The following is a 14,682-nucleotide window of genomic DNA, read 5'->3' as shown; positions in this document are numbered from 1 at the left end:
AGGTGCGGTGTCGCTCAGACGGCTCCCCGGACCAGCCGCAGGTCCTCGGTGTGCCGGTACCAGGTCCACTTGTTCACCGCGCGCTCGTGGACGACGTCGTCGAGCACCGGCCGGGTGGGGATGCAGCCGATCTGGAACGCCCGCGAGTACAGCGTCGTCGGCCGCTTGAAGATGGTGCCCTTCACCACGCGGACGGCCAGGCCGGGGCCGCCCGGGTCCGGGGTCACCTCGATCGATGCGGCCGGCCCGCGCAGCGCCACCTGCTCGTCGGCGTAGGCCACGCCGCGGACCAGCCGCAGCTGCCCCCGCCCGACGAGCACGCCGCCGACGTCGTCGCGGATCAGCGGTACCGGGTCGACCTCACCGCGCAACGCGAGCGCGAGCGCCTGCAGCGGTGTCTTCGGCAGCCCCCAGAGCGCGCCGACGACCGAGTCCGGCGCCGACGGCACGAACCCGACCGACACGCCGGAGATCGCGTCCTTCCGGAGCAGGCGCAGCACGACGGCGGCGAGGTCCGCGTCCGTGCCTGAGACGACCAGGTGATCGTGTTCGCCCAGCAAGGGGTCGATTTCCGCCTTGCCGGGACGGCTCGGCACGCGGATCGACTCGACGTCGTCGACCTCTTCGAAGCCGGCCGCTTCGTCGCCACAAGCCACCACTATTCCGCGCACCCGCGGGTCCTCCGTTACGCTCATGCACCGGCATTTAGCAGCGCCACCGGTGTCCGTCCGGGACACTAAACCCCACGTCCTCGAACACCAGGAGTGTCACATGCCGGCCATCGTGCTCATCGGTGCCCAATGGGGAGACGAAGGCAAGGGCAAGGCCACCGACCTGATGGGTGACCGCGTCCAGTGGGTCGTCCGCTACCAGGGTGGCAACAACGCCGGTCACACGGTCGTCCTGCCGAACGGCGAGAACTTCGCCCTGCACCTCATCCCGTCCGGCATCCTGACCCCGGGCGTGACCAACGTCATCGGCAACGGCGTGGTGGTGGACCCGGGTGTGCTGCTCGACGAGCTCTCCGGCCTCGAAGCGCGGGACGTGGACACGTCCAAGCTGCTGATTTCGGCCGACGCGCACCTGATCATGCCGTACCACGTGGCCATCGACAAAGTCACCGAGCGGTACCTCGGCAGCCGCAAGATCGGCACCACCGGCCGCGGCATCGGGCCGTGCTACCAGGACAAGATCGCCCGCGTCGGCGTCCGCGTGCAGGACCTGCTCGACGAGAAGATCTTCCGGCAGAAGGTCGAAGCCGCGCTGGAGTTCAAGAACCAGGTGCTGGTGAAGGTCTACAACCGCAAGGCCCTCGACGCCGACCAGGTCGCCGACGAGGTGCTGGCGGCGGGCGAGAAGTTCGCGCACCGCATCGCCGACACGCGGCTGCAGCTCAACCAGGCCCTGGAGCGCGGCGAAACCGTGCTGCTGGAGGGCTCACAGGGCACGCTGCTCGACGTCGACCACGGCACCTACCCGTTCGTGACGTCGTCGAACCCGACGTCCGGTGGCGCGAGCGCGGGCTCGGGCATCGGGCCGGGCCGGATCGGCACGGTGCTCGGCATCCTCAAGGCCTACACCACCCGCGTCGGCTCCGGCCCGTTCCCGACGGAGCTGCACGACGAGTCCGGCGAGTACCTGCGCAAGCAGGGCGGCGAGTTCGGCGTGACGACCGGCCGCTCGCGGCGCACCGGCTGGTTCGACGCGGTGATCGCGCGGTACGCGGTGCGCGTCAACGGCATCACCGACTACTTCCTCACGAAGCTGGACGTGCTGTCCGGCCTGGAGAAGGTCCCGGTGTGCGTCGGCTACGAAGTTGACGGCTTCCGCACGCAGGACATGCCGATGACGCAGACCGACGTGCACCACGCGATCCCGATCTACGAAGAGCACCCGGGCTGGTTCGAGGACATCTCGGCGTGCCGCACGTTCGAGGAGCTCCCGGCGAACGCCCGCGCGTACGTCGAGCGCCTGGAAGAGCTGTCGGGCGCGCGGATTTCCGCGATCGGGGTGGGTCCGGGCCGCGAGCAGACGATCGTGCGGCACGAATTCGTCTGAGGTTCGTTCAGGTCAGCTTGGTGCTGACCGGCGTCTCGTTCCGGAACAGGTCGAGCACCGGGCAGTGCTCGTCGACCTCGCGCTTGAGGTCTTCGTAGCGCTCCCGGCTCGCCGGCCCTTCGAGTTCGACGGACACGCGGACGTCCCCGAAGCCGGGGCGCGTGTTGAAGGAGAAGCCGAAGAAGCCGTGCAGGTCGAGGTCTCCGTCGACGGTGACCTTGATGGAGTCGAGCGGGATCCCGCGCTTCGCCGCCCAGAACTGGTACGTGATGACCTGGCAGGAGCCGAGGGCGGCCAGTGCGTACTCGACGGGGTTGGCGGCCTGGTCGGTGCCGCCGAGCGCGGGTGGTTCGTCGACGGTGAAGCCGTGGTTCCGGACGTTGACTTCGACCTCGGTCTTGGTGCCGGGCTTGAGAACGTGGTCGACGCTGAAGGAGACGGCGGCGTTGTGCGGATCGGCGTCGACGGCCTTGCGGGTGCCTTCGATGACTTCGGTCAGCGACATGGGCTCTCCTGAAGATCGTGAGGGATGCCCCACAGGGTGGGCGATTTCCCGGCGGCCCGCTCGGGTTCTCAATTCCTGGGAAGCCGGAAAACCGCTGGCGCCGCTGGCTAACTTGGGCTCATGACCATCGGAGTCGCGCTGCCGGCCGGGGACACGGACTCGGCACCGAACCTCGTCGAAGAGCTCATCGCGCAGACCCGGCAGGCCGCCGAGGCCGGGCTGAAGTCCGTCTGGTTCTCGCAGCTGCCACTGAGCCAGGACGCCATCGCGATCGCCGCGCTCGCCGGGCGGGAAGTGCCCGGGATCGAGGTCGGCACCTCCGTCGTGCCCACCTACCCGCGCCACCCGCTGCTGGTCGCGAGCGCCGCGCGAACCGCACAGGCCGCCACCGGGGGCAGGTTCACCCTCGGGATCGGGCTCGGCTCGCAGGGCTTCCTCGGTCCCGTTTACGGCCTTGACTACCCGCCGCCGATCCGGCACCTGCGCGAGTACCTGACCGTCCTCCGGCAGGCCTTCGCCGGGGAAGCCGTCGACTTCGACGGCGAGACCGTCCGCGCCCATTCGCCCGGGCCGTCCACAGTGGCCGGTGGTGGCGACGTGCCGATCGTCGTCGCCGCGATGGGACCGCAGGCGCTGGCCGTCACCGGCGAGCTCGCCGACGGCACCCTCCCGTACCTCGCCGGGCCGAGAGCGCTTTCCGAGCGGATCGTCCCGGCCCTCCCCGAAGGCAAGCGGATCATCGCCGCCGTCCCGGCCGTCGTCACCGACGAACCCGACGCCGTTCGCGCGCTGGCCGTCGAACAGATGGCCTTCTACAGCCAGATTCCGTCGTACCGGAAGATCCTCGACGCGGAAGGCGTGGACCATCCCGCCGACCTCGCGCTCATCGGTGACGAAAAGACCGTCGCGCGGGGGATCCGGCGCTACTACGACGCCGGCGCGACCGACGTCGTCCTGACCCAGACCGGAATCCGCTCGGCCGAGGAGCGCCTGCGGACCTGGGCGGCGCTCAGCCCATCCGGTTCGTGAGGGTCGCCGAGACCGACAGCTCCTCCAGATCCAGCTCGCGCAGCACCTTCCGCAGCACTTCGTCGTCGAGGCGGCCCGCGCGGTTCTCCTCGATCATCGCCTTGCGCTGGGTGATCAGCAGTTCGCGCCGGGCCTTCGCGAACTGCGCCTGCGGGCTGCCCGATTGTTCCTCGCCGGACAGCGTGATCGCCGCCTTGGCGAACCGGTAGCGCATGTCGATCAGCCGTTCCAGCCGCTCTTTCAGCCGGGTGACGCGCTCCGGGGGCAGGTCCAGGGCGGCCAGCCGCTCGTGGCTGATCTCGCGCAGGCGGTCGTGCGCGGCCTTCTTGGCGACTTCGCGCGCGGCCAGCTCTTCGGCTTCGTCGCGGGTGGCTTCGGACGGGTCCTCGACCTTCAGCGCCCGGATCAGCGGCGGCAGCGTCAGCCCCTGGAGCAGCACCGTGCCGATGGCCACGGTGAACGCGAACAGCTGGATTTCCGCGCGTCCCGGGGTTTCCGCCGGGACGCCGGCCGCCGCGGCGAGCGTGACCACGCCGCGCATGCCCGTCCACGAGACCACCGCCAGCACCCGCCACGACGGTGCCGTTCGGCCGCGGCCGAACAGCCGCATCGCCCGGGGCAGGTACGCGGAGACGAACACCGCGGGAACCCGGACCAGCATGGTCACCGCCAGCACGGCCACCGCGACCAGCGCGAGCGTGCCGTCGTCGCGGGCCGCCTGGTGGGCGCCGTCCAGGACGACCGGCAGCTGCAGCCCCATCAGCGCGAACACCAGCGCTTCCAGCAGGACGTCGATCGATGCCCACACCGATCTGTCCTGCATCCGGGTCGCCGGGGACGCGTACAGCGAGCGGTGGCCGAGGTAGAGGCCGGCCGCGACGACGGCGAGCACGCCGGACCCGCTGAAGTCGTCGCCGAAGGGGTGCAGGTGCTCGGCCGTGACGTACGCGCCGAACGGCACGATGATCCCGAACGCCGACTCCATCAGGGGGTCGTCGAGCAGCCGCCGGATCAGCACGACGGCGCCGCCGATCACCAGGCCGACCGCGATGCCCAGCACGGTCGCCACCCCGAACACCGCGAACCCGTGCCCGGCCGAACCGGCCACGCCCGCGACCGCGGCGAGCGCGACCTTGTACAGCGTCAGCGCGGCGGCGTCGTTCACCAGGCTTTCGCCGGTCAGCACGGCCATCATCCGCCGGGGCAGGCCGAGCTTGCGCCCGATCGCCACCGCCGTCACCGCGTCCGGCGGCGCCACGACCGCGCCGAGGACCAGCGCCGACGCGAACGGCACGTCCGGCAGCAGGAGGTGCACGACGACGGCGACGACCACCGCGGTCACGGCCACCAGCACCACGCCGAGCGTGATGATCGGCCGCAGGGTCGTCTTGAAGTGCGTCAGCGAGCTCTCGAGCGACGTCGAGTAGAGCAGCGGCGGCAGCACGACGGTGAGGATCAGCTCCGGCTCGAGCGCCAGCCGCGGCACGCCGGGGATCAGCGCGACGCCGAGCGCGACGACCACCACCAGCAGCGGCGCGGACAGGTTGTAGCGCCGCGCGACCGCGGTCACCGCCAGCGAGCCGGCGAGCACGCCCATCAGCGTCAGAAGTTCCACTCGCCCGATCTTTCCGCAGGTCCCGGGGTCGTGCCGGACTTCCGTTCAGCGGAAAAGCGCTGGATTGTGTCGGACCCCACATGCATACTTGTTCGCAATACGCACACCTGTGCGGAAGACGTGCACCGACGCACCTCCGGAGGTTCCCATGTCCCCTGGCGCTCGCGGCTGGGTCGTGCCCCTGGCCTGGACCGCCGTCCTGCTCGACGGGTTCGACCTGGTCGTCCTCGGCACGGTGCTGCCCGTGCTGCTCCGCGGCCACGTCTGGGGCCTGACCCCCGCCACGGCGTCGGTCGTGTCGACCGTGGGGCTCGCCGGGATGATGCTGGGCGGGCTGGCGATCGGCACGGTCACCGACGTCATCGGCCGCCGGAAGGCCCTGATCATCTCCGTGACGCTGTTCTCCGTCTGCACGCTGCTGTGCGCGTTCGCGCCGTCGACGTTCGTCTTCGGGCTGCTGCGGTTCGTCGCCGGGCTCGGCCTCGGCGGCTGCCTGCCGACGGCGATCACGCTGGTCACGGAGTACGCGCGCCACGGCAAGGCCGGCAGCGCGACGACCACGGTGATGACCGGCTACCACGTCGGCGCGGTGCTGACGGCGCTGCTGGGCATCGTGCTGATCACGCCGCTGGGCTGGCGCGCGATGTTCGTCGCCGGCGCGCTGCCCGCGCTGGTCCTGGTTCCGCTGATGCTGAAGTTCCTGCCGGAGTCCGAGAAGTTCCAGCGGGTCCGCGAAACCGAGCGGTCGGCCGGGCACGCCGTCGCCGGGCTGTTCCGCGGCGGCCTGCTGCGCGCGACGATCGCCTTCTGGGTCACCTCGTTCATGGGCCTGCTGCTGGTCTACGGCCTGAACACGTGGCTGCCGGAGATCATGCGCCAGGCCGGGTACCCGCTGGGCGCCGCGCTGAGCCTGCTGCTGACGCTGAACGTCGGCGGCATCGTGGGCCTGCTCGTCGCGGGCCGGGTCGCCGACCGCGTCGGCATCCGCCCGTCGGCCATCGTCTGGTTCTGCGCGGGCGCGGTGTTCCTCGCCCTGCTGAGCGTGAAACTGCCCGCGGTCGGGCTCTACGCGGCGGTGTTCCTGACCGGCTGCTTCGTGTTCAGCGCCCAGGTGCTGGTGTACGCCTACATCGGCCGGATCTACCCGGACGCGATCCGCGCGACCGGCCTCGGCTGGTCGGCGGGCATCGGCCGGATCGGCGCGATCTCGGGCCCGCTGCTCGGCGGCGCCCTGCTGACGGCCGGGATCGCCTACCCGTGGGGCTTCTACGCCTTCGCGGCCGTGGGCGCCCTGGGTGCGGCGGCTGTGGCGGTGGTCCGCCCCGGCCACCGCTCCCCGGCGCCGGAGGTCGCCATCGGCGCGCCCGCCGAGTGAACCGCGCACAAGGTTCGTTCAAGGTCGGGCTGCGACGGTGGAGCACGGCCGGCAGACCGGTCCACCGGGGGTGGTGAGGGAGTCTTTCGCGCGGGGAGGGCGCGGAAGACTCCCTCATCCTCATCCAGGCCGGAGGTCAGCCCAGTTCCTTCAGTTCCTGTTCCACCGCGGCCAGTTCCTCCTCGGAACCCTGCACCTTCGGCCCGGTGAACCACTTCCGGGCCGAAACCACCCACCACAGGGCGGCCCCGCCCAGTACCACGAGGAAGGCGATCGGCGTGTAGTTGAAGGAGTCCACGGTCACCGGCGACGCCGGCGGAAGCATGAACAGCACGAAGATGAACGCGACCCAGATGGACGCGATGATGCCGATCGGCTTCCCCCACTTGCCGAGGTGCCACGGGCCAGGTTCGAACGAGTCGCCCCGCCGGACCCGGAGGAACACCGGAATCACGTAGGCGACGTAGAGACCCACGACCGCGATCGAGGTGACCGCGTAGTACGCCGTCGCGCTCCACAAGTACGGCAGGGCGAGGACCAAGGCGCCGATGGCGGCGAGCCAGACGGCGTTGGTGGGGGTCTGGGTGCGTTTGTTGATCCGGTGCCAGAAGCTCGAGCCCGGGATCGCGCCGTCACGGGCGAAGGCGTAGATCATCCGCGAGTTCGCCGTCACGGACGACATCCCGCAGAACAGCTGCGCGCCGATGCAGATGAGCAGGAGGAACTTGCCGGTGGTGACCCCGGTGGCGTCGATGAAGATCTGGGCGGGCGGCACCCCGGTCCCGGAGCCGACCGCGCCGTCGTAGTCCTGGATCGCGAAGGTCAGGCCGATCAGCAGGATCCAGCCGGCGACCAGGGAGACGAGGATCGAGGTGACGATGCCGCGCGGCCCGGCCTTGGCGGCGTTCTTCGTCTCTTCCGTCATGTGCGCCGAAGCGTCGTACCCCGTCAACGTGTACTGCGCGAGCAGGAGGCCCAACGCGAACACGTAGATCGGCGAAGTCCAGCCGGTCTTGTTGACGAACTCCCCGAAGACGAAGGAGGCGTCCTGGTGCTTGGCGGGCACGAAGGTCAGCACGCCCACGATGACCAGCACCCCGATGAGGTGCCACCACACGCTGACGTTGTTGAGGATCGCGACGAGCCGGACGCCGAAGGTGTTCAGCAGGCCGTGCACCACGAGGATGATCGCCAGGAGCAGGATCGTGTGTCCCGGTGTGGCGGTGAAGCCCCATTGCAGATCCAGGAACGCGTTGAGGAACAGCGCGGCGCCGAAGTCGATGCCCGCCGTGACGGCGATCTGGCCGACCAGGTTGAACCAGCCGGTGAACCACGACCAGGCCGCGCCGTTGCGCGGGGCCAGTTTCGCCGCCCAGTAGTACAGCCCACCCGCGGTCGGGTAGCTGGAGCACACCTCCGCCATGCCGAGGCCGACGAGGATCACGAAGAAGCCGACCAGGACCCAGCCCCAGATCATCGCGGCCGGCCCGCCGGTCTTCATGCCGGTGCCGTAGAGCGTGAGGCAGCCGGAGAGGATCGAAATGATCGTGAAGGAGACGGCGAAGTTCGAGAACGCCGACATCGTCCGTTTGAGCTCTTGGGCGTATCCCAGCTGGTGCAGCCGGGCGGCGTCGTCGTCGGGGGTGGTCTGCTGGTCGGAAACATCCATCGGGCACCTCTTGAAAGGTATGCGGCCAGACCATTGAATTCGCCGAAGGTAGCCTTGGTCTCGAAGGGTGTCAAGCCTTCGTGAAGAACTCGTCCAGCCACCCCAGGAGGGGCCCGCCACCTCGGTGGTTGTTCGAGATCAAGGTCGCGGTGAGCCCGGACCCCGGCTCGTGCGTGCTCCAGAACGTGACGCCGTGGTCGCCGCCGTTCAGGTGCACCACACCCGGCCGCGGCAGCCAGAAGCCGAGCCCGTAGCCGTCCGGGTGCGGGCGCAGCATCCGGTCCACCCACTCGCGCGGCACGATCCGGCCGTCGAGGAAGGCGGGCCAGAACTTGCGGAAGTCCGGCGCGGTGCTGTAGATCCCGCCGTCGGCGAAGCCCACGACGGGAAGGCTGAACACGTTGGTGCGGCCGTCTTCGAGGTAGCCGGTGGCCGTCCGCGCGGGCAGCGCGTCCGAGCGGAGGAACGCCGTGTCCGTCATGCCCGCGGGCTCGGTCACCCGGGTCCGGACGAGGTCGGCGAAAGGTATGCCCGCGATCCGTTCGGCGATCAGGCCGAGGACCGCGAACGCGCCGTTGTGGTAGCGGAACTCCGTGCCGGGCGCGGAAACCTGGGGATACCCGTCGAGCGCGGCGAGGTAGTCGGCCGAGGTGGCGAGGAGTGGGGTCGGTGGTGGCGGTGGATCCGCTTCTTCGTCGCAGTAGTCGCCGATGCCCGAGGTGTGCGTCAGCAGGTGCTCGACCGTCACGCGGTCGTCGATCAGCGGCAGGTCGTCGCCGAGGACTTCGCGCGCGGTCGTCGAAAGCGCCAGCCGTCCCTCGGCCACCAGCCCGACGACGACGAGCGCGGTGAGCCCTTTGACGCCGCTGGCGATCGCGAACCGGGTGTCGACGGTGTTCTCGACGCCGTAACCGAGGTGCGCGTACCCGAACGCCCGCTCGACGAGCGTCTCCTCGCCGCGGGTCACCAGCACGACGCCGGAGAAGCCGTGTTCTTCCGCCAACGCCGCGAGGGGCACCTTCATGGGCTCAGCGTCCCTGAAGGTGCCCTCCGCGGCAAAGGGGTTACCGGCCCAGGAACGCGTGCAGCGACTCCAGCGCGGTGTCCGGCTGGTCGGCGAAGAAGCCGTCGACGCCGGCCTTGAAGAACGCCGCCTCCTCGGTGAAGACGTCACCGTAGGCGTCCGGCTCGGCCGACGAGCGCAGGTTCGCGGGCAGGAACGGGTTCTCGTTCCGGAACGTGTACGGCTGCACCTTCAGGCCCGCCCGGTGCGCGTCCGCGACGAGCGCGGTGGGCGTGCCCAGGTTGTCGTTCTTGTCCCGCGGGATGATCTGCGCCTTGTCCGGCCCGAGGTACTTCGCGTACTTCGCGACGTCGCGCAGGCCCTGCGGTGTCACGAGGTCCGCGTACGTCCGCTTGTCGCCGTTCGCGACGAAGTCCGCCGGGGCGCCGGTCGCCGAGGTCAGCTGCAGCAGCGGCGTCCGGAGCTGCTTGTGCAGCGCGATCAGGTTCGACACCTCGAACGACTGGATGATCGCCGGCGCGTCCGGCCGGTCGAGGCCGTTGCGCTTGAGGATCGCGACCAGCTTCGGCTCGGTCGGGTTGCCGATGGACTGGAAGAACGTCGAGTGCTTGACCTCGGGGTAGGTGCCCAGCGTCCGGTGCAGCTCGCGGCCGAGGCGCTGGGTCAGGTCGAGGACCTCCTGGAAGGAGGCGATCCGGTAGCGGCCGTTGTACAGCGTGTTGTGCGGCCGGTTCTGCGGGATCCGCTCGACCGCGCGCAGCGTCTTCAGCTCGGCCAGCGTGAAGTCCTGGGTGAACCACCCGGTCGTGGTGACCCCGTCCAGCACGACGGTCTTCTTCCGGTCCGCGAACTCCGGGTGCTGGGCGACGTCCGTGGTGCCGCCGACCTCGGGTTCGTGCCGGGCGACGAGCTGACCGTCCTTGGTGGGCACGAGGTCGACGTCGACCCAGTCGACGCCCATCCGGTAGGCGAGCTCGTAGGAGGCGAGGGTGTGCTCCGGCCGGTACCCGGGCGCGCCGCGGTGTCCGATGATCACGGGGTCATGGTGGCCCCGCCCGTGCGCCGCCGCATCGGCGGACCCGCTTTCGGCCGCACCGGCCGACCCGGCCGCGACTCCGGTGACACTCAGCAACGCCAGCCCGGCCAGCGCCAGTACACCCACACGGTTGCGTTTCATCTGGTGACCTCATTTCACAGGGTGTGACCTGACTACTCGCGCCACCTTCGATGTCGCAAGCGTCTCGCGGTGGTACTTCGGCGGTCAGCGCGGTAAACGGCGCGTGGACTCCTCTTTCCCGGGGCCCGTCCGGCGCTCGGACCGGGGCCCGGAGGACGGCGCGATGTCCCCCGCGAACCCGGCCGGATACGCTGTGCGGCGTGCGCGTACTGGTAATCGGCTCCGGCGCCCGAGAGCATGCACTCGTCCTCGCGGCGTCCGGTGATCCCGCTGTCACGGCCCTGGCCTGCGCGCCCGGCAACGCCGGGACCGCCGCGGTCGCCGAGCAGCTCGGCGTCGAAGCCGCCGATCCCGAAGCGGTCGCCGGGCTCGCCAAGAGCTGGCAGGCCGACCTCGTCGTGGTCGGGCCCGAGGTGCCGCTCGTCGCCGGCGTCGCCGACGCTGTCCGCAAGGCCGGCATCGCCTGCTTCGGCCCCTCGGCCGCCGCCGCCCGGATCGAAGGGTCGAAGGCCTTCGCCAAGGACGTCATGTCCGCCGCGAACGTGCCGACCGCGCGCTGCGAGGTCGTCGACAACCCGGCCCGCCTCGACGCCGCGCTCGCCCGCTTCGGCCCCACCTGGGTGGTCAAGGACGACGGCCTGGCCGCCGGCAAGGGCGTCGTCGTCACGCCGGACATCGACGTCGCGCGCAAGCACGCCATCATGCTGCTCGACGGCGGCCACCCGGTCCTCCTCGAGTCCTTTTTGGACGGCCCGGAGGCGTCGCTGTTCTGCTTCGTCGACGGCAACACCGTCGTCCCGCTGCTGCCCGCGCAGGACTTCAAGCGCGTCGGCGACGACGACGCCGGCCCCAACACCGGCGGCATGGGTGCCTACGCGCCGCTGCCCTGGGCGCCCGAGAACCTGGTCGACGAGCTGGTCGAGACGGTCGTCCAGCCGGTCGCCGACGAGCTGGTGAACCGCGGTGCGCCGTTCTCCGGCCTGCTCTACGCCGGCCTCGCGCTGACCTCCGACGGGCCGCAGGTCATCGAGTTCAACTGCCGGTTCGGCGACCCCGAGACGCAGGTCGTGCTGGCGCTGCTGCGCACGCCGATCGCCGGGCTCATGCACGCCACCGCCACCGGCAAGCTCGCCGAGCACCCGCCGCTGGAGTGGGCGGGCGGCGCCGCGGTCACCGTCGTGATCGCCGCCGACGGCTACCCCGGCAAGCCGCGCACCGGCGACGTCATCACCGGGGCCGAGCTGGAAGGCGTCCTGCACGCCGGCACCCGTCGCCGGGACGACGGCGCCGTCGTCTCCTCCGGCGGCCGCGTGCTGTCGGTGGTCGGCACCGGCAAGACGCTCAAGTCGGCGCGCAAGCACGCGTACGAGACGGTCGAAAAGGTCCACCTCGCGGGCTCCCACCACCGCACGGACATCGCGCTGAAGGCGGCGAACGGCGAGGTCGGCGCCCCGGCGGCGAAACAGCGCGCCTGATTCCACGGATCGGGGGAACCGGCCGGGCGCACTCTTCGTCCAAACTCAGGTTGCTGCTACCTCCGCGTTGGTAGCCTCGACGGGAGCCGGCCGGTCACTGTCCGTATGACGTCAGGGGAGAGCATGTCAGGACCCTCGTACGACAGCGTTGTTCCGGGGCTTCGCCCCGGGCCGGGGGCTCCGCCACCCGGACCCCCGCAAGACCTCAGCTCGGCCGTCCCGGTGGCGCCGGCGGCCGCGGACGTCCTGGTCCACCCGGACAAGCTCCTCGACGTCGCCCGGATCGTCGAAGAGCAGGCCAACGCCCTCGAAGACCAGCTGCTGACCCGGCTCGGCCAGCTGCGGATCGACGCGCCGTCCGCCGACGTGATCAGCACCCAGTCCGTCCAGGCCTGGAACTCCCTCATCGCCGACGGTGACCGCTCCTACGCCGGGCAGGTCCGTGAGTACGTCGCCGGCCTGAAGCGCCTGGTCTCCCAGCTGCGCGAAGCCGCGAAGGACTACAAGGTCAGCGAAGAGGAGAAGGCGGCGGTGTTCGGTGACCGCGGCAAGCACGGTGCGTAACCGGATCGCCGGAGGCGTGCTCGCGACGGCGGCGCTCGCCGGCTGTTCCGCGGGCACCGAGGGCACGCCGTACCCGGTCGAGACCGCCGCGACGGCCGCGTCGCAGAGCGCCAAGGCCGCCCAGCTGCCGCAGCGCCCGGCCGACCTGTCGCTGCAGGGCGTCGATCTGTGCGCGATCTTCCCCCAGGTGCAGCTGGACGCGCTGAAGATCACCAGCCTCCCGCGCCCGGCTCCGGAGCAGGACGGCCCGACCTGCGTGTTCGACGCCGACGGCGCCGAGCCGGTGCACTCCTACCACGTGCGTGCGGTGCCGGCGGACCTCGACCAGTGGATCACCGGGGCGCGCAAGAAGAACAGCATGACCACCGAGCCGAAGACCGTCGGTGGTTACCCGGCGCTGACGAACTACCGCGCGGCCGGCGACCCGGTCGACTGCGAGACGCTCGTCGGCGTCGCGAAGGGGCATACGCTGGCCGTCCAGACCTTCGCCATCACCCGCGGCCGGCTCACGCAGCCGCAGCTGTGCGACATGTCGGCGCACGCCGCCGACCTGGCGCTGCAGACCCTGAAAGCACGCAACTAGGGAGGGCGCGTGGAATTCTCCGAGCTCGCGGCCGGGATCCAGAACCACCGGTTCGACGGCTGGACCAACACCGCGATCGCCGACCAGATCACGCGGATGATCAACGGCGACGGCACCGGCAGCATCGGCACCGCCGTCGACGCGCTGAAGGCCGTCGCGACCGCGCTCGCCCACACCGACCAGACGCTGCGCGCGCAGCTGCTGAAGCTCGGCGTCGAGTGGCAGAGCCAGGCCGGGGGCGCGGCGAGCCAGGTGTTCACCGAGCAGGCCGGCTTCTCCCAGGACGCCACGACGAAGGTCGCGCACGCCGCGGAAATGGTGTTCGAGCAGGGTGAGGCGTTCAACCGCACCAAGTACAAGCTGCCGGACGCCGAGACGGTCCGGAAGGGTGCGGGCGGCTTCACCCTCGGCGACGGCCTGCTGAGCCTCATCGGCTTCGAGACCGACCACGCCCGGCAGGTCGAGGCCGCGAACGACGCCAAGGCCCAGGCGCAGCAGGCGCTGAACGAGTACGCGCAGCAGAGCGGCACGAACCTGCTCTCGACGCAGTCGCTGTCCGACCCCGAGTCGCTGAAGCTGGCCGCCCCGGGCGTCACGCCGGGGGTGCTGGACGTCGCCGGCGCCGCGGTCGCGGTGACACCGGACGGCGGCGTGAAGCCGGCCTCGGACAAGGTCCGGTCGGTGCACGTCGAGCCGCCGGTGGTGCAGCCGGTGTCCCACACCGTGCACGCCGATCCGCCGACCCCGGTCTACGGCGTCGCCGCGCAGCAGTCCTCCCACGCCGCGCAGCAGCAGCCGCCGCGCCAGACCGGCTATGCCGGTTCGACCGGTTCGGCCGGTGCTCCGGCCGCCCAGCAGACGACGCCGAGTTCGACGACGCCGTCGGGCGCGAAGCCGACGACGCCGACACCGGCGCCCGGGCCGGGCTGGGTCCACACCCCGGGTCGCGGCCCGTCCGGCGACCAGTCCGGCCGCTTCACCCCCGGTCCGGGGGCCGGAGGCCAGGGCGAACCGTTCTGCCCGCCGGGAGCGCCCGGCGCGCAGCCGCCCGGCTCGGCCCCGGCGACGACGCCGATCAAGTCGCTCGGCGGCGGTGGCGGCGGGACACCCGGTGGTTCGACCGGCATCGACAGCTCCACCGGCCGCGGCCCGGACGGGTTGCTGGCCAAGGGCCGCACGGTCGGCGCGATGCCGCAGGCCCCGCTCCAGCCCGGCCAGTACACAGGCGAACGCGGCTTCGTGGTGAAGCCCGGCGCCACCCCCGGCGACATCGGCGCCGGCGCGGCGGCGATCGGCGCGGGTGCGGCCGGCGGCGCGTTGAGCGGCGACAAGGAGCGTCAGCGGCGCGACAAGAGCCAGCCGAAGGGGCCGGTGCGGCCGCTGCCGGTCGGCGAGCTGCCCGAAGAGGAAGCCGTCGCGCTGCGCAAGTCGGAGCAGATCAGCCCGAAGCAGCAGCCCGGCGAGGCGAAGTTCCTGTCCGAGGCGGCACCGCAGGAGGAGGACGCCGAGCACGTCCGCCGCTACGGCGTCGACGACCAGGACCTGTTCGCCGACCAGCGGATGGTCTCCCCCGACGTGCTCGGTGACCACGGCGGGGATGTGCGCTGA

13 protein-coding genes are annotated in these 14,682 nt (G+C 71.0%); 7 read left to right on the top strand and 6 right to left on the bottom strand.

Translation table 11 applies throughout. The annotated features are described in order from the left end of the window. Window positions 1–14: 14 nt before the first annotated feature. Window positions 15–695: a hypothetical protein gene (locus tag QRY02_RS36195; RefSeq protein ID WP_387040760.1), complete on the bottom strand. Its 681-nt coding sequence runs from the start codon at window positions 693–695 to the stop codon at window positions 15–17. A 76-nt stretch (window positions 696–771) separates the two neighbouring features. Between QRY02_RS36195 and QRY02_RS36190 the strand changes: the two genes are divergently transcribed. Beyond that, window positions 772–2,058 carry an adenylosuccinate synthase gene (locus tag QRY02_RS36190; protein WP_285987271.1) on the top strand — a complete coding sequence of 429 codons (1,287 nt, stop codon included), beginning with the start codon at window positions 772–774 and terminating at the stop codon, window positions 2,056–2,058. Window positions 2,059–2,065: 7 nt separating this feature from the next. On the opposite strand, the gene QRY02_RS36185 is transcribed toward QRY02_RS36190, so the two are convergent. After that, window positions 2,066–2,563, bottom strand: coding sequence for an OsmC family protein (locus QRY02_RS36185; RefSeq protein ID WP_285987270.1), 498 nt, complete (start codon window positions 2,561–2,563; stop codon window positions 2,066–2,068). A 120-nt stretch (window positions 2,564–2,683) separates the two neighbouring features. Between QRY02_RS36185 and QRY02_RS36180 the strand changes: the two genes are divergently transcribed. Further along, window positions 2,684–3,592, top strand: a complete 909-nt coding sequence (locus tag QRY02_RS36180) for a TIGR03564 family F420-dependent LLM class oxidoreductase (RefSeq protein WP_285987269.1) — start codon at window positions 2,684–2,686, stop codon at window positions 3,590–3,592. Here the strand turns inward: QRY02_RS36180 and QRY02_RS36175 are convergent. Further along, window positions 3,573–5,207, bottom strand: a complete 1,635-nt coding sequence (locus QRY02_RS36175) for a Na+/H+ antiporter (RefSeq protein WP_285987268.1) — start codon at window positions 5,205–5,207, stop codon at window positions 3,573–3,575. The two genes, QRY02_RS36180 and QRY02_RS36175, sit on opposite strands and share 20 nt — an antisense overlap. 148 nt (window positions 5,208–5,355) lie before the next feature. On the opposite strand from QRY02_RS36175, the gene QRY02_RS36170 reads away from it, so the two are divergent. Next, window positions 5,356–6,582 (top strand): MFS transporter, encoded by a 1,227-nt coding sequence (locus QRY02_RS36170; protein ID WP_285987267.1) that lies wholly within the window; start codon window positions 5,356–5,358, stop codon window positions 6,580–6,582. Between the two features lie 136 nt (window positions 6,583–6,718). Here QRY02_RS36170 and QRY02_RS36165 read toward each other — a convergent pair whose 3' ends face one another. From QRY02_RS36165 to QRY02_RS36155, 3 genes are all read right to left on the bottom strand, one after another. Beyond that, the gene (locus tag QRY02_RS36165) at window positions 6,719–8,251 is read right to left on the bottom strand and encodes an amino acid permease (protein ID WP_285987266.1); all 1,533 of its coding nucleotides are present in this window, start codon (window positions 8,249–8,251) and stop codon (window positions 6,719–6,721) included. Window positions 8,252–8,321: 70 nt separating this feature from the next. Next, on the bottom strand, window positions 8,322–9,275 hold the full coding sequence (locus QRY02_RS36160; protein ID WP_285987265.1) for a serine hydrolase domain-containing protein: 954 nt from the start codon (window positions 9,273–9,275) through the stop codon (window positions 8,322–8,324). A gap of 40 nt (window positions 9,276–9,315) precedes the next feature. Then, window positions 9,316–10,452 carry a glycerophosphodiester phosphodiesterase gene (locus QRY02_RS36155; protein WP_285987264.1) on the bottom strand — a complete coding sequence of 379 codons (1,137 nt, stop codon included), beginning with the start codon at window positions 10,450–10,452 and terminating at the stop codon, window positions 9,316–9,318. Window positions 10,453–10,652: 200 nt separating this feature from the next. Between QRY02_RS36155 and purD the strand changes: the two genes are divergently transcribed. The 4 genes from purD (at window position 10,653) to QRY02_RS36135 (ending at window position 14,682) form a co-directional block, all read left to right on the top strand. Further along, a complete protein-coding gene (gene purD / locus QRY02_RS36150) occupies window positions 10,653–11,927 on the top strand; it encodes a phosphoribosylamine--glycine ligase (protein ID WP_285987263.1) in 1,275 nt (424 codons plus the stop codon). Window positions 11,928–12,050: 123 nt separating this feature from the next. Continuing rightward, complete coding sequence (locus QRY02_RS36145; RefSeq protein ID WP_285987262.1) at window positions 12,051–12,491, top strand: hypothetical protein; 441 nt, start codon at window positions 12,051–12,053, stop codon at window positions 12,489–12,491. Between the two features lie 16 nt (window positions 12,492–12,507). Further along, entirely contained in the window at window positions 12,508–13,074 is a 567-nt protein-coding gene (locus QRY02_RS36140) for a DUF3558 domain-containing protein (RefSeq protein WP_285994016.1), read from the top strand. 9 nt (window positions 13,075–13,083) lie between these two features. After that, window positions 13,084–14,682 carry a hypothetical protein gene (locus QRY02_RS36135; protein ID WP_285987261.1) on the top strand — a complete coding sequence of 533 codons (1,599 nt, stop codon included), beginning with the start codon at window positions 13,084–13,086 and terminating at the stop codon, window positions 14,680–14,682.

It is taken from the genome of Amycolatopsis sp. DG1A-15b (genome assembly GCF_030285645.1).
In the GTDB taxonomy this organism is placed as follows: Bacteria; Actinomycetota; Actinomycetes; order Mycobacteriales; family Pseudonocardiaceae; genus Amycolatopsis.
The sequence above is the reverse complement of the archived record's forward strand: the minus strand, read 5'-3'. Positions and strand labels throughout refer to the sequence as shown.

Bases quoted from the DNA above. Each gene is read 5' to 3' on its own strand.
- QRY02_RS36190 (WP_285987271.1), top strand. From the start codon at position 772: ATGCCGGCCATCGTGCTCATCGGTGCCCAATGGGGAGACGAAGGCAAG.
- QRY02_RS36145 (WP_285987262.1), top strand. From the start codon at position 12,051: ATGTCAGGACCCTCGTACGACAGCGTTGTTCCGGGGCTTCGCCCCGGG.
- QRY02_RS36180 (WP_285987269.1), top strand. From the start codon at position 2,684: ATGACCATCGGAGTCGCGCTGCCGGCCGGGGACACGGACTCGGCACCG.
- QRY02_RS36160 (WP_285987265.1), bottom strand. From the start codon at position 9,275: ATGAAGGTGCCCCTCGCGGCGTTGGCGGAAGAACACGGCTTCTCCGGC.
- QRY02_RS36185 (WP_285987270.1), bottom strand. From the start codon at position 2,563: ATGTCGCTGACCGAAGTCATCGAAGGCACCCGCAAGGCCGTCGACGCC.
- QRY02_RS36195 (WP_387040760.1), bottom strand. From the start codon at position 695: ATGAGCGTAACGGAGGACCCGCGGGTGCGCGGAATAGTGGTGGCTTGT.
- QRY02_RS36155 (WP_285987264.1), bottom strand. From the start codon at position 10,452: ATGAAACGCAACCGTGTGGGTGTACTGGCGCTGGCCGGGCTGGCGTTG.
- QRY02_RS36170 (WP_285987267.1), top strand. From the start codon at position 5,356: ATGTCCCCTGGCGCTCGCGGCTGGGTCGTGCCCCTGGCCTGGACCGCC.
- QRY02_RS36165 (WP_285987266.1), bottom strand. From the start codon at position 8,251: ATGGATGTTTCCGACCAGCAGACCACCCCCGACGACGACGCCGCCCGG.